Source organism: Streptomyces sp. A01 (assembly GCF_059026195.1).
In genome coordinates this window covers 96,300-110,402 of the sequence record NZ_JBWLKN010000016.1, presented here as the reverse complement: position 1 = coordinate 110,402, position 14,103 = coordinate 96,300, and the positions used below count along the sequence as shown (strand labels likewise).

Below are 14,103 nucleotides of genomic sequence, written 5' to 3'. Positions count from 1 at the left end.
ACCCAGTTCACGCCGTTACCAGGCGGAATCCACTCGTACGGGCTGGCGGGAAGGGTCGCTTCGGTCGGCATGGCGCAGCCTCCGGCGTCATCGGTGATCGCTTGATGACTGACCGTATGAGCCGCGAGGGGCGGTCAGGGACACAGAGTGTCTCCCTGCCGTCACAGCACGCCGAGACGCATTCCGAACTCGGACATGCCGGTTCGGCGCCGCGCGTTCAGCATGGTGTTCACCGTCTCGCGGACCGCCGGGTGCATCCGGGTAGCCTGCGGCGCCAGCCGCTCAGCCTTCAAGAAGGCGTCCAGCGCCGCGTCGTTCTGGCCGTTGTAGTGGTGCGCCCGGCCTACATCGATGAAGTAATGGCTCCGCCGTTCCCGTGCGTAATCGGGCGGTAGATCCGGTGTCACCTGCTCAGCCCGGGATACCGCTTGGTGGCCCTGCCCCATTTCGACGGGCAGCGTCACTGACCAGATCGCGACGTTTGTAGGACCGAACTGCATCTCGAAGTCATTCCGGTCATCGCCCAGCGCTTGGGCTTGGCGGTCCGCCTTCGCAAGGTGCGCTTTCGCGGCTTCCTTGTCGCTGGCCCGGGCGTAGTTCAGGCTGGCTTTCAGATGAAAGGCGCCCATCAGCGATATCTGTTCCGGGCGTCCGGTACGCAACCGGCCGAGTTCGGTGAGCGCGCCGTCGATGATGGCGCCGGCCTCGTCATGCTCACCAATAGCGAGGAACTCGCCGCTCTGGTACCAGTGCCCGGACAGGGACCGCAACGGATCGCCGGTCTCCTCAGCCGACCAGACCACCCGCTCGGTAGCCAGCGTGGCATCCGAGCTGCGCCCGAGCTTGTAGAGGTACTGCATGGCGCACTCGTAAGCTGAGGCCAGCAAGTCGTACGCCTCATTCCGGTCGCTCATGTCGCAGACCTCTACGGCGACTTGCAGATCGCGGAGTAGGGCAGGCAGCAACTGGCCGCTCTTCGAGAGTGCGGCCTTTTGCCGGTAGCTGTTGGCGGAGGCGACACGGGCGCGGAGGTCGCACAGGTCGACTTCGGCGGCTTCCTGTTCCGAGGGCCGAGCAGGTCGGCCATGGCGCAGGATCGCACGGCGGACAGCGGCCACGGACAGTACGGCGGACTGCCCTTCGAAGTCGGTTTCCGGAGGAGCGTAGGGCTGGCCGGTGATCTCAGTGGGATGGCAGTCAAGTGCTTTGGCGAAACGGAGGATGACATCCGCGCGGTCCAAGGAACGTCGGCCTTGCTCGAACTTCTTCACGGCGGAGAGGGAATATCCGCTCTCCGTAGAGAGTCGCGTCTGATTCCAGCGGCGTCGTTCACGCAGTCGCGCGAGGCGCTGGCCATTGGTGAGTGTGCTTTCGGGAACGCCAGAGTGAAGCATAATGGCTCCTCGTCCTGAAGCTGCGTCACATGAAACGGTACTCCCGGCGAGCACGCGGTGTTCCACGCAATCGACGCTACGTGCTCGTGTCTTGGCGCCCATGCAGGCGCCCGCACGCCCCCGGAGGAGTGCGCCCGCACACCGGTCACCGGTCGGCCGGGGCTGACAACGTCCCTACTGGTCCCGCTGGAACGTTGCCACCATGGCGACGAAACGCCGGTGGTCGAGTCGGTACGGACGCTGTTCGCTGACACCGGTCTGCGAACTGATCGTCAAGGGTAGGGGGCATCCCATGACGCAGCACGGAGCCGTCGCCGTCGAGTGCCTGGACGGTGCGGCCGCCGCGCGGGCAGTGGACGCGTTCCGGTTGATCTATGCCGAGGTGTTCGTCGAGCCGCCCTATAACGAGACCGAGGACGGCGTCGCGGCTACCTTCCGGCGCTTCCGTGCGCAGACCCGCAAACGTGCCTTCCGCGCCGCCCTCGCCCGCGCGGACGATGGCACGCCGGTCGGCACGGCCTACGGCTACCCGCTCGGGCCCGACACGGGCTGGTGGGACCAACTCACCCAACCCGTACCCAATGACATGCGCCGCGAGGATGGACACCGGACGTTCGGTCTCATGGAGCTTGCCGTACGCGGACCGTGGCGAGGGCGGGGGATCGCGCGTCGGCTGCACGAGAGCGTGCTCGACGGCGCCGAGGTCGAACGCGTGCTGCTCAACGTCCATCCGGAGAGCACAGCGGCACAGGCGGCGTACCGGGCATGGGGATACCGCAAAGTCGGCGAGGCCCGGCCGTGGGAGGGCGCCGACCCGCACGACGTCATGATGCTGACCTTGCGGTGAACCGCTCCGGACAACTACATGACAAAGCCGCCCCGGCGGCACCCCCGCACCCCCTCGGTAGAGTGCGACCGCACATCTCTCACCGTTCGTCGGCTCGCGCCGACATCCCTACCTGTCCCGCTGGAGCCCGAAGTGCGCGTTGTCATCGCCGAAGACCTCTTCCTGCTGCGGGACGGTCTCGTGCGGATGCTGGAGGCGTTCGACTTCGAGATCGCCGCAGCGGTGGAGAGCGGGCCCGAACTCAGCCGTGCACTGGCCGAATTGCGACCCGATGTCGCCGTCGTCGATGTCCGGCTGCCGCCGTCGTTCACCGACGAGGGGCTACAGTGCGCGCTCGCCGCCCGCCGGGCCACCCCGGGACTGCCGATTCTGGTGCTCTCCCAACACGTCGAACAGCTGTACGCGAGGGAGTTGCTGGCCGACGGCAGCGGCGGCATCGGGTATCTGCTCAAGGACCGGGTCTTCGACGCCGACCAGTTCATCGACGCGGTCCGGCGGGTCGCCGGGGGTGGCACGGCGATGGACCCGCAGGTCATCTCGCAGCTGCTCTCGCGGCGATCCCAGGACAAGCCCCTGGGGAATCTGACTCCACGGGAGCGCGAGGTGATGGAGCTGATGGCGCAGGGCCGGTCCAACGCGGCCATCGCCGCCCAGCTCTTCGTCACCGAACGGGCCGTCGCCAAGCACACCTCCAACATCTTCGGGAAGCTCGACCTGCCGCCGTCCGACGACGACAACCGGCGCGTTCTGGCCGTTCTCGCCTACCTCGACCGAGGCTGACGCACCCCCGGACGCCCCCCGCGCGGCCCGTCGCGGCCGGTCCGGCTCGCCGGACACAAGTGCCTACGGGTACCTCGACCCCGGATGGGTCAGCGGTTACCGTGCCCCTCGCATGTGTCTGTTGATCCTGCCGAGTCGTGGGGGCATACGTGAGTGACCTGACCAGACGCACCGTCCTGGGCACCGCCGGAGCCATCGGCATCGGAGCCGCCCTGGCAGCACACGGCACCGAGGCCGCCATCGGGGCGCCACGCTCAGCCGCCGACGAGAAGGCCGCGAGCGAGCCGTTCAGCAGCGCGCCCGCGCGCGCCGCCCTGAACAGGCTGCTGCCCGACCACGCCAGGCAGTTCCGGCTGATCCCGCTCGCAGACGGAGGGGGCGCAGGGGGCGGCGGCGCGCACGGCGCGACACATGGCGGAGGCGGCGGCAGCGGCGGACCCGACCGGTGGACCGTCACCGGGTCGGCGGGCCGGATCGTGGTGGCGGGCACCAGCCCGGCCGCGCAGCTGACCGGGGTGCACTGGTACCTCAAGTACGTGTGCCAGGCGCATATCTCCTGGTCCGGCAGCCAGCTCGACCTGCCGGACAAGCTGCCGTCGCCCGGCCGCCGTGAGGTGCGCCGCTCCACCGCGCTGCCGCACCGCTTCGCGTTCAACGACACCCATGACGGCTACACCGCGCCGTACGCCGACTGGGGGCGCTGGGAGCGGCTGATCGACGTCCTGGCCCTGCACGGCTGCAACGAGGTGCTGGTCACCGCCGGTCAGGAGGCCGTCTACCACCGGCTGCTCCAGGACTTCGGCTATACCGACGCCGAGCTGCGGACCTGGCTGCCCGCGCCCTCCCACCAGCCGTGGTGGATGCTGCAGAACATGAGCGAGTACGGCGGCCCGGTCAGCCCCGAACTGCTCGCCAAGCGCGTCGCGCTGGGCCGCCGCATCGCCGACCGGCTGCGTGAGCTGGGCATGTCGCCCATCTTCCCCGGCTACTTCGGCACCGTCCCCGCCGGTTTCGCCGAGCGCAACCCCGGCGGCCGCACCATCGAGCAGGGCACCTGGAACGGGCTGCCCCGCCCGGACTGGCTGGACCCGCGCACCCCCGTCTTCGCCGACGTCGCCGCCGCCTTCTACCGCTACCAGGAGGAGCTGTTCGGCCCGGCCGAAGGGTTCAAGATGGACCTCCTGCACGAGGGGGGCAACGCCGGGGACGTCCCGGTGCCCGCGGCGGCCCGCGCCGTGGAGAGCGCTTTGCAGACCGCGCGGCCCGGCGCCACCTGGATGATTCTCGGCTGGCAGGAGAACCCCCGCAGGGAGCTTCTGGACGCCGTCGAGCACCGGGACCGGATGCTGGTCGTCGACGGGCTCTCGGACCTGGAGACGGTCACCGACAGGGAACGGGACTGGGGCGGCACCCCGTACGCCTTCGGCACCATCCCGAACTTCGGTGGGCGCACCACGATCGGCGCCAAGACCCATATGTGGGCGGATCGTTTCACCGCCTGGCGCGACAAGCCCGGCAGCAAGCTGACCGGCACCGCGTACATGCCCGAGTCCGCCGAGCGCGACCCGGCCGCCTTCGAGCTGTTCAGCGAGCTGGCGTGGCGGGACGATCCGGTGGACCGGGCGGAGTGGTTCGACGGGTACGCGGACGCGCGGTACGGAGGCAGGGACGCCCGCGCCCGCGAGGCGTTCGCCGCGCTGCGCGAGACGACGTACGAGATCAGCAGCCGTGACGGCCGCCCGCACGACTCGATCTTCGCCGCCCGGCCCAGCCTCACCGCCCGCTCCGGCACGTACTACGCCACGCACACCCCCGCCTTCGACTCCGCCGGATTCGACGCCGCCTTCGGCGCGCTGCTCGGCGTCCGCCCCGCGCTGCGCGGCTCCGACGCCTACCGGCACGACCTGACCGACCTCGGGCGGCAGGCGCTGGCCAACCGCTCCTGGCAGTTGCTCCCGCAACTCCAGGACGCCTTCGAACGCAAGGACCTGACGACCTTCCGTGCCCTGTCCCGGCTGTGGCTAAGGCTGATGGGGCTGAGCGAGGAGATGGCCGGGGCGCACCGCCGCTTCCTGCTCGGGCCGTGGCTGGCCGACGCGAAGCGGATGGCGTCCAGTGAGGCGGAGGAGGCGCAGCTGGAGCACACCGCCCGGGCGCTGATCACCACCTGGGCGGATCGTTCCACCGCCGACGCGGGCCGCCTCGCCAACTACGCCAACCGCGACTGGCAGGGCCTCATCGGCGACTTCCACCTGCCGCAGTGGCAGCGCTTCCTCGACGAGCTTGAGGACGCCCTCGCCGAGGGCCGCGAGCCGAAGACCTTCGACTGGTACGCGATCGAGGAGCCGTGGACGCGGGAGCGCAAGAGCTATCCGGAGCGGCCGGTCCGCGACGCGTACCGCACGGCCAGACGGGTGCGTGAGGTGCTGGCGAAGGCCCCGTACCAGGGCACCGTCACAGTCACCGCCCAGCCCCCCGCGCCGGAGCCGGGCGGCACCGCGGTCGTCACCGCCGCCTTCCGCAACGTCAACGGCCTCTGCGCGACCGGCCGCGTGGACTTCACGCTCACCGGTCTCGACGCACAGCCGCAGGGTCCGGTGTCGCTGCCCGGCGTGGAGCCGGGCGGGCGCGGCGAGGCCCGGTGGCGGGTCACGGCGCCAAGCACCCCGCTGGAGCAGCCGCTGAAGCCGCTGCCGTACGAACTGAGCACGGCGTACGGCCCGAAGGGCGAGCCCAGGGTGACGGCCGTCCACCACGGCACTCTCTTCGTCGCCGGTCCGCTGGAGCAGGGCTGGAAGACGGTCACCAACAACGCCGCCGTCTTCGGGCAGCTCGGCGACCGGTTCGCCATCAACGGGGCGGGCCAGGACCTGTGGAGGGCCACCGCGGAGTTCGGCGCGCTCTACCGCGAGGGCGTGCTCACGGCGGGCGGATCGGTGACCGTACGCGTGGACAGCCAGCCCGCCACGGGCCCTTGGGCGCGCGCGGGCATCATCGTACGCAACGCCCTCGCCACGACGGGCTCGCCCGGTTTCCTGAACCTGTCGGTCACGCCAGCGAACGGTGTCGTGCTGTCCTACGACACCAACGGCGACGGCACCCTGGACGCGTACAAGCGGATCACCGGCATCAAGGCCCCGGTCCTGCTGCGGCTGACGCGCGAGTCCTCCGGCGCGTACACCGGGGCCTGTTCGACGGACGACGGCGCCACCTGGCGCACGGTCGCGACGGTCACCGTGCCCGGCGCGGCGGTCACCCAGGACGCGGGGCTGTTCATGACCGCGACCCACGGGGGCACCGGGGCGCGGGGCACGGTGGAGTTCGGCGGCTGGAAGACAGCGGGTTAGCCGCCGGCGGCGGGCCGCTTCCCCAGCGCCCGGACGGGCCGGCAATTCCCGGCCCGTCCGGGCGCTTTCCGGCGATGGCGAGGGGGCGCGGCGCCGCAGAAGGGCCGCTCCCGCGCCCGCCGGCACCGCCCGCGGCGCGCGTCTCCCGCCCGGGCCCGCGGCCCGGGCGCGGGGTGCCGCCCCGCCGGGCTCTGGTGACCAACACCCCCCTTCACTCGTTCAACGGACCGTGGAACAGCAGCAGGCGACAGCGCCCCCCTCCGAGTCCGTCGGCACCATCGACGGCCCCGTCGATGTCGAACTTGCCGAAGCAGCGATCGTCGAGCACTACCCACGGCTCGTACGGCTCGGCTACCTCATCTTGCCGACGAGCCTGGGCCGTACCCGGCGCGTGATGACCGCGCACTCGCTCGCGCAGCGCGCCTTGCCGCGCGGCCGTCTTGGCAGCACCGACGCGGGCGAGGGAGGCACCGGCGCGGCCGGGATGCCGGGGCAGCGCGGGGCGGGCGGGACCGCTGGGGAGGAGAACAGCGGCTCCGGTTACGCGTATGTGCGGCTCCGGGTGCTGCGCTCCGCGCTGGAAGCGGGACGGCCGCGCCGCCGGTGGGAGCTGCCGCGCCGCAGCCAGTTGCCACCGCTGCTGCCCCAGGTCTGGGGGCTGCGGCTGTTCCCGCGCGCGGGCGGGAGCGATGAGCTCGACCTGGAGAGATCACTGGGCGCGCTGTCGGGCCCCGGCCGCGCCGCGTACGTCCTGCGCGGGCTTGAGGCGCTGAACGACCGTGACGTGCGCAAGGTCCTCCAGTCGGCCGGAGTGGCGGACCCGCGTGCCGCGCTGGCCGAGGCGGACACGGTGCGCACCCCGGCGGGCAGCACCGACCACTCGCTGCTGAAGTCACCCGAGTTCGACCCGTGCGCGCTACGGGCCCGGCCCACCGACCTGATGCGGCGGCGGCAGCACACGCGGGCGGCCCTCGCCGCGGCCGCCGCCATCGTCGTGTGCGGCACGCTGCTCGGCATGCCCGGGGAGGGATGGGGTCCCGACGGCGCGGCGGCTCCGTCGTACGCGCGCAACCCCGCGGCCGAGGCGGCGCTCGACCCGGAACGGCTGACGCGAGCCGAGCCCGCCGCGTGGCGGCGTGCCACCCGGGCCGGTTTCGGCGCCTGGCCCGCGCGCGGCGAACGGATCGGCGACAGGGCCCTGCTGCGCCGCGCGCTCGCGGTGTGGGCACGGCCCGGGGGCTCGGTCCAGGTGTCGGCGACGACCGGTACCCAGCCGGGCCCGCCCGCCGGTCCGGCCCAGCTGCTGTACGCGGGGGACATCGACCAGGCCGCTGTGGTGCTGCTGTACGACGGGCTGCGGGTGGTCAGATACGCGGAGCCCAAGGGCAGCGAGGGCGGCGAAGCCTCGCTCGACCTGGCGCGCACCGACGCCGCCGACGCGGCGTCGGCCTCGGCGCTCCTCATCAGCCGGACCGACGGGAACGTCCGCTATCTGACCGCTCCCTGGGTGGGTTCCGCGGCCGTACGTGATCTGCTGCGGCCCACCGTGGAAGCACGCCCGCTGCGCCGGGACGCGAAGGGTGTGACCGTGCCGGTGCGCAGTCCCGCCGAGGCGAGGAACTGTGAGACGTGGCCCGCCCTCCAGTTCGGCTCGCGGCTGGTGACGGATCTGGGCGAGCTGACGCCCGCGCGGCTGACGTACGGCCCGCCGCGCGGCGCGGGCGACGTGACGGGCCCGCTGGCCCGGGCGAGCTGGGCGCGCGGGGCCTGCCATCTGCCCGCTCTGCGCGCCGGCGGGGTGCGCAGCGTGAACTCCTGGGAGTTCGCGACGCAGCCGCTCCCCGAGGGGGTGGGCAACGCGACGTGGGTGTGCACCAGGGCGGAGACCTGGCGCGGCCCGGGTGCGCGGACGCTGGCCCAGTTCCAGCCGCCCGCGAAGCAGCCGTACGCCCCCGGTGCCGCCGTCGCCCGCGCCGAGGACTCAGCGGCGTGCGGGCCGCGCGCGCCCCGGGTGCTCGCGGGTGTGCTGTGGAAGTCGCCGGGCAAGCGGTGGTATCTGCTGGCGGCGGGCAGCCGTCAGGTCACGAAGATCACGCTGAGCGGCGGGAGGCACGGCGAGGTGGAGGGCAATCTCCTGGCTCAGCCCGCCAAGCCTGGCGAGCGGCCGGAGCTGCGGGCGCGGCTCGCGAACGGCGGCCAGCTGTCGGCTCTGCGCTGAGCCGTGTGCGGCGGATGGTGCGATGGTGCTTGGGGGCTGTCTCTGTCCGTGCGTCGCGGAGTGGCGGGTGTGTTGTGGCTGGGTACGCGGTTCCCCGCGCCCCTTACGGGGCACCCCCTCGCCGTGCCAGGGCTGGCCGGCGGCGGCCAGCCCTCGGCCCCGCGCTGCCGCGGTGGGGTGGAGCCTTGTCGGCGCGTGGCGAAAAAGTCGTCCGCGCATACCTGTTGCCAGCGGCTTACTCGCCAGTACATTGACAGCATGTCTAATACGGCCAAGGCGCAGCCCGCCCCCGTAGCCTCGGAGTACATACCGCTCAAGGCTCGCAACGTCGCCTTCGACTGGTCGCGTACGCCCCTGCACTGGGTGCCCGGCGATCCCGCGACCACGCACACGATCAACGTGCTCCACTTGCTGCTTCCGGCCGGTGAACGCTGGTTCGTGCACGTCTACAAGCAGGTCTTGCCGTACATCCGTGATGAGCGGCTGCGCGAGGACGTCCTCGGGTTCATCGGGCAGGAGGCCATGCACTCCCAGGCCCACGACGACGTGCTGCCGCACCTGAAGAAGCTCGGCCTCGATCCGACCCCGTACACCGCCCAGGTCGACTGGCTCTTCGAGAAGCTGCTGGGCGACCGGACGCTGCCGCCGGGCAAGGCACGCGAGTGGTGGCTGATGGAGCGGGTCGCGATGATCGCGGCGATCGAGCACTACACCGCGTTCCTCGGCGACTGGGTCCTGAACGCCGAAGCCCTGGACCGCAAGGGCTCCGACCCGGTGATGCTCGACCTGCTGCGCTGGCACGGGGCCGAGGAGGTCGAGCACCGCTCGGTGGCCTTCGACCTGTTCACGCACGTCGACGGCAGCTACCGGCGGCGCATCCGCACCTGGGCGACCGGGTTCGCCGCGCTGGTGTTTCTGTGGCAGCGCGGGACCCGCTTCTTCATGGAGAACGACCCCACGCTGCTGGACGGCAAGGCCAGCTTCAGGGAGTTCTTCCGGGCCGGGCGGGAGGGCGTGCTGCCGCACAGCAAGGCCGTCGCCCGTTCCATCCCGGCCTATCTGAGCCGGAGCTACCACCCCTCACAGGAGTGCAGCACCGCTCAGGCCGTGGCGTATCTCGCCGGTTCTCCCGCGGCGACCGCCGCCGAGGCCAAGACCCCCGCCCGCACGACCGGAGGTGCCTGACATGACCCGCGTGCCCCTGCCCCGCGTCCGGACCGTCCTCGTCGCCGCCGGTGCCGCGCTGCTCGTCAAGCGCGCCATGGGCCGCCGCGTCGAGAAGTCGCCGCTGTGGCCGATGCCCGCCCTGGAGAACCCCATATCGGGGCGGGGCCGGACCGCGCTCGGCACCACCCTGAGCGTGATGATCACCGAGCGGCACGAGGAGGCGGAGGGCGTCGTCCGGCTGCGGCTGGCGGGCACCGGCCTCCCCGCGTGGGAGCCCGGCGCCCACCTCGACCTGGTGCTGCCCTCGGGCACCGTCCGGCAGTACTCACTGTGCGGCGACCCGGCCGACGGCGACACGTACACCATCGCGACCCGGCTGATCGAGGACGGCAGGGGCGGCTCCCGCGAGGTCCACGAACATCTGCTTGAGGGCGAGGAGATCCAGATCCGGGGGCCGCGCAACCGCTTCCCGCTGGTCGAAGCGCCCGGCTACGTCTTCGTCGCGGGCGGCATCGGGATCACCCCGATCCTGCCGATGCTGCGGGCCGTGGAGGAGTCCGGCGCGCCGTGGCGGCTGCTGTACGGGGGGCGTTCGCTGGCCACCATGCCGTTTGTGACCCAGGTGGAGAAGCTCGGCGGCCCCGAGAAGGTCACCCTGGTGCCGGAGGACGAGCAGGGTTTCCTCGATCTGGCGGGTGCGCTCGCCGAGGCACCGGAGGGAGCCGCGGTCTACTGCTGCGGCCCGGACGGGCTGATGGACGCGGTCGCCGAGCTGTGCGAGGCCGCACCACCCGGCGGTGGCCTGCACATGGAGCGCTTCGCGCCGGGCGGCGGCAGGCGGGGTCCCGGTGCGGACGGCGGGTTCGAGGTCGAGCTGCGCCGTACGGGGGCGACGGTGACCGTCCCCGCCGGGACCAGCGTGCTGGACGCTATCCGCGCCGAGGCCATGCCCGACCTGGCGTACTCCTGCGCGCAGGGCTTCTGCGGCACGTGCCTCCAGCGGGTGGTCTCCGGCGACATCGACCACCGCGACGAGCTGCTGACGGACGCCGAGCGCGATGACCAGATGCTGATCTGCGTCTCGCGCGTGCACGGCGACCGGCTCGTGCTCGACCTCTAGCGCGGGCCCGAGAAACACCGTCACGAGCAGCACCGGCACCAGGGGGCACCGCCGCATCGCGTACGGGGGCCGGGACGGCTTGAGGCGCCGCCCCGGCCCCCGTGCTCACCGAGCGCCGCCCCGGTCCGCCCTGCCGTGCCGCCAACTAGGATGGCCGCATGGCAAACGGCGTGCGCCGCAGAATGGGCGTTGAGCAGCGACGCGAGCAGCTGATAACGGTGGCGCTCGACCTGTTCAGCCACCGCTCCCCCGACGACGTCTCCATCGACGAGATCGCCGAGCGGGCCGGAATCTCACGGCCGTTGGTCTACCACTACTTCCCCGGCAAGCAGAGCCTGTACGAGGCGGCGCTGCGGCGCGCGGCAGACGAGCTGACCGCACGGTTCGTCGAGCCGCACGAAGGACCGCTGGGCGAACGGCTGCTGCGCGTGATGGGACGGTTCTTCGACTTCGTCGAGGACTACGGGCCCGGCTTCTCGGCGCTGATGCGCGGCGGCCCCGCCGCCTCCGTCAGCGGCGGCGGCCGACCCCGGGAGCCTGGCAGCCCCAGCGCGATGATCGACGACGTCCGGCAGGCCGCGTACGAGCAGATACTCGCCCACCTCGAAGTCGAGCGCCCCAGCGCGCGGATCGAGTTGGTCGTCCGCTCCTGGGTCTCGCTCGCCGAGACGACGGCCCTGCTGTGGCTGGACGGCCGCCGGGTGCCACGCGCGGAGCTGGAGCGCCAGCTCGTCCACGACTTCGCGGCGCTGACGGCGGTGAGCGGCGCGTACGACGAGGACACGGCCGCACTGCTGCGGCGGATTCTCGAACAGGAACCCCCGGACGGCATGTTCGCCGACCTGGTCGCCCGGCTGTTCGCGCTGACCCCCCAGGGCTGAGGCGGCCCCCCAGCGCTGAGGCGGCGCGGTCGCGTCCCGCCGCGTATCCGCCCCGAGCCGCCAGCGCCGCGTGCCGCCACCGCCGCGTGCCGCCCGCCCGCACTGTGACGTGATCGTTCAGTGACGTTCGCCGTGCGACGCCTGTTCGACGCTGAGTTGTCAGACACTGGCGGTAGCGTCACCCTCGTGACCACGCACGCGACGCCTCCAAACCCGCTTTTCGCCCTGGCTTCCGACCCCACGGGCCGCTCCCTGGGCCTCGATTTCGACCTGCCGCCGGGGACATTGCACCGCCTCACTCCCGACGGCCCGTGGCATGTGCCGCTGCTGTGGCGCTCCACAGAGCCCGCCACGGAGGACTCCTGGGAGCGGCTGCTGCCCGCGCTGAAGGCGGCGGGTCTGTATCCCGTCCTGCTCGGCGGGACGCGGGAGAGCGATGGAGAGCACCCCTGGGACAGCGAGCTCGGCCCGGACATGGCCACGGACCCGGAGGACTTCGACGCCGCCGAGCTGCTGGCCGACTGGTGGGCGGACAACACGGCGCCCCCGGAGGACGAGGACACCGGCGGAGGCGCCGCTGACAGCGGCAGGGCCGAGGACGACGACGCGCTGACGCTGGCCCCTTTCGGCCTGGACTGGCCCGGCCTCGCGGAGGCCCGGGAGCCGCTGGTGGACCCGGATGAACGGGCGGCGGAAGTGGCCGCCGCGCTCGTCGAGTACGACATCCTGACCGCTCCGCGGATAGCGCTGGTCCCCGCCAGTCGCGGCGCGGACGCGCTGGCCGCCATCGGCTGGCTCGGCCCGCTCAACTACGACAACGACGCCGCCCCGTTCTCCGCCGTGCTGCGCTCCTGGGAGGATCGTTTCGGCGTGCGCGTGGTGGCCCTGGAATTCGACGTCCTGCACCTCTCGGTGCCCACTCCCCCGCAGACCCTGGAGGAGGCGCTGCCGCTCGCGGCCGAGCACTTCGCCTTCTGCCCGGACAACATCTGGCAGGAGAGCGAGACGCTCGTCGAGTACGCCAAGGAGCACCTGATCGGCAAGCACAACTGGTCGTTCTGGTGGGATTAGCGGGTGACCGGGCGGGAGCCGCCGCGCGCCCGGCGGCGGCTCTGACGCCTTGCCGCCTTGCCGCCTTGCCGCAGAGGCGGCCCCGCCCGCACGCCGTGCTGCGGACGCCGGTCCCTGCGCCCCGGCCCCCAGGCGCCGGCCCCTGCGCGCCGGTTGCCGGTTGCCGGTTGCCGGTTGCCGGTTGCCGGTTGCGCAGCGTGATCGTCGTACGTTTCAGTCGGTCAAGTCGCCCGGCTGGTCTCCTCGTTGACGCCAGGTATGCGACGCCCTCTCGACACCCGTTCTGCCGACGCGGCGGGACGCCCGCCGGGCGCAGGATCGTTGCGGCGAGTAACGGAAGCCCTCGCGGGGTACGGCGTGCACATGCCCGTCAGGCCCCCGCACGGTCAGGCACCACGCGCGGTACGGAAAGACCCCCGCGACCGCGCGACCGGCCCGGGGGCGTGGACCACCTGAAAGAGGCAGGCAGTCATGGTCGAGGCTACGTGGACGTGGACCGATCCGGGGCCCGGTATGGGCACTTTCCGGCGCGCCGGAAGACCGGGAGTCAGACGCGCGCGGCTGTTGCCGTGGCCGACGCCCGAGGGCGGGCCGTGTTATCTGGAGCCTTCGCGCTCGGGTGAGCCACTGGCGCGGCTGGCCGACGACATGGAAGACGTGCAGCTCACCATGGCCGCGCAGACGCTGGGACACGTCCGCGCTGTGCTGGCCGACCCCGATCCCCCTGCCCACGTCCTGCGGTACGCGTGCGTGCGCCTGACGGAGTGCCTCGCCGACGCCTTGCGGGTCGCCGAGAGCCGGAGCACCCCACCACCCGCACCGGATACGCGAGATACGCAGGACACGCCGGATACGCGAGATACGCGGGACACCGCGGACGCGGCGGCTACCGGCAGTGAAGGTCCGCGGCTTCCGGCGGAGGCGTTCGGATGAGCCCCAGCGTGTTGCGTTTCGTCCACCACACCATCCGCCAGACCCCCGAAGCCGCCGTGACGTTCGAGGCGTTCTGCATGGCCGTCGGCTGCCACGCGGAATCCGGTGGCCAGGAGCGGCAGGAGGACGCCCAGGACTGGTGCCTGCGGCACACCGGCCGCCATCCCGGGCACGACCTGTTCCGCCGGGTGGTCACCGACTTCGCCCGGGTGATGCGCGAGGGACAGGACGCCTCCGAGTGAGGTCGTCGGCGTAACCGGGGGCGCCTCAGATCTCCTTCGCGGCTGTCCCCGCGAGCGCCGGACGGGCCGGGCAGCAAGCCCGTCCAGCGCTCGCGGGCACGAA

Annotated in this window: 11 protein-coding genes; 10 read left to right on the top strand and 1 reads right to left on the bottom strand. The window is 72.1% G+C overall.

From position 1 onward, the window contains the following. Positions 1-161: 161 nt before the first annotated feature. A complete protein-coding gene (locus AC5P1B_RS22280; protein ID WP_493889115.1) occupies positions 162-1,394 on the bottom strand; it encodes a helix-turn-helix domain-containing protein in 1,233 nt (410 codons plus the stop codon). A 292-nt stretch (positions 1,395-1,686) separates the two neighbouring features. On the opposite strand from AC5P1B_RS22280, the gene AC5P1B_RS22275 reads away from it, so the two are divergent. The 10 genes from AC5P1B_RS22275 (at position 1,687) to AC5P1B_RS22230 (ending at position 14,000) form a co-directional block, all read left to right on the top strand. After that, positions 1,687-2,241, top strand: coding sequence for a GNAT family N-acetyltransferase (locus AC5P1B_RS22275; protein ID WP_493889114.1), 555 nt, complete (start codon positions 1,687-1,689; stop codon positions 2,239-2,241). A gap of 132 nt (positions 2,242-2,373) precedes the next feature. Next, entirely contained in the window at positions 2,374-3,021 is a 648-nt protein-coding gene (locus AC5P1B_RS22270; protein WP_493889113.1) for a response regulator transcription factor, read from the top strand. 149 nt (positions 3,022-3,170) lie between these two features. Beyond that, entirely contained in the window at positions 3,171-6,368 is a 3,198-nt protein-coding gene (locus AC5P1B_RS22265) for an alpha-N-acetylglucosaminidase (protein ID WP_493889111.1), read from the top strand. Between the two features lie 229 nt (positions 6,369-6,597). After that, positions 6,598-8,586 (top strand): hypothetical protein, encoded by a 1,989-nt coding sequence (locus AC5P1B_RS22260; RefSeq protein WP_493889110.1) that lies wholly within the window; start codon positions 6,598-6,600, stop codon positions 8,584-8,586. A gap of 258 nt (positions 8,587-8,844) precedes the next feature. Then, a complete protein-coding gene (locus tag AC5P1B_RS22255; protein ID WP_493889109.1) occupies positions 8,845-9,771 on the top strand; it encodes a metal-dependent hydrolase in 927 nt (308 codons plus the stop codon). A 1-nt stretch (position 9,772) separates the two neighbouring features. Next, positions 9,773-10,873 carry a PDR/VanB family oxidoreductase gene (locus tag AC5P1B_RS22250; protein WP_493889108.1) on the top strand — a complete coding sequence of 367 codons (1,101 nt, stop codon included), beginning with the start codon at positions 9,773-9,775 and terminating at the stop codon, positions 10,871-10,873. 158 nt (positions 10,874-11,031) lie between these two features. Beyond that, positions 11,032-11,754 (top strand): TetR/AcrR family transcriptional regulator, encoded by a 723-nt coding sequence (locus tag AC5P1B_RS22245; protein ID WP_493889107.1) that lies wholly within the window; start codon positions 11,032-11,034, stop codon positions 11,752-11,754. Between the two features lie 186 nt (positions 11,755-11,940). Then, the gene (locus tag AC5P1B_RS22240) at positions 11,941-12,825 is read left to right on the top strand and encodes a DUF4253 domain-containing protein (RefSeq protein WP_493889106.1); all 885 of its coding nucleotides are present in this window, start codon (positions 11,941-11,943) and stop codon (positions 12,823-12,825) included. Positions 12,826-13,389: 564 nt separating this feature from the next. Continuing rightward, positions 13,390-13,758, top strand: coding sequence for a hypothetical protein (locus tag AC5P1B_RS22235; protein WP_493889105.1), 369 nt, complete (start codon positions 13,390-13,392; stop codon positions 13,756-13,758). Further along, positions 13,755-14,000 (top strand): DUF7848 domain-containing protein, encoded by a 246-nt coding sequence (locus tag AC5P1B_RS22230; protein WP_493889104.1) that lies wholly within the window; start codon positions 13,755-13,757, stop codon positions 13,998-14,000. Before AC5P1B_RS22235 ends, AC5P1B_RS22230 begins: the two co-directional genes overlap by 4 nt. The last annotated feature ends 103 nt before the right edge of the window (positions 14,001-14,103 follow it).

Excerpts from the sequence above, each read along its gene's own strand:
- AC5P1B_RS22280 (WP_493889115.1), bottom strand. The coding sequence starts at position 1,394 with ATGCTTCACTCTGGCGTTCCCGAAAGCACACTCACCAATGGCCAGCGC.
- AC5P1B_RS22275 (WP_493889114.1), top strand. The coding sequence starts at position 1,687 with ATGACGCAGCACGGAGCCGTCGCCGTCGAGTGCCTGGACGGTGCGGCC.
- AC5P1B_RS22255 (WP_493889109.1), top strand. The coding sequence starts at position 8,845 with ATGTCTAATACGGCCAAGGCGCAGCCCGCCCCCGTAGCCTCGGAGTAC.
- AC5P1B_RS22250 (WP_493889108.1), top strand. The coding sequence starts at position 9,773 with ATGACCCGCGTGCCCCTGCCCCGCGTCCGGACCGTCCTCGTCGCCGCC.
- AC5P1B_RS22245 (WP_493889107.1), top strand. The coding sequence starts at position 11,032 with ATGGCAAACGGCGTGCGCCGCAGAATGGGCGTTGAGCAGCGACGCGAG.
- AC5P1B_RS22230 (WP_493889104.1), top strand. The coding sequence starts at position 13,755 with ATGAGCCCCAGCGTGTTGCGTTTCGTCCACCACACCATCCGCCAGACC.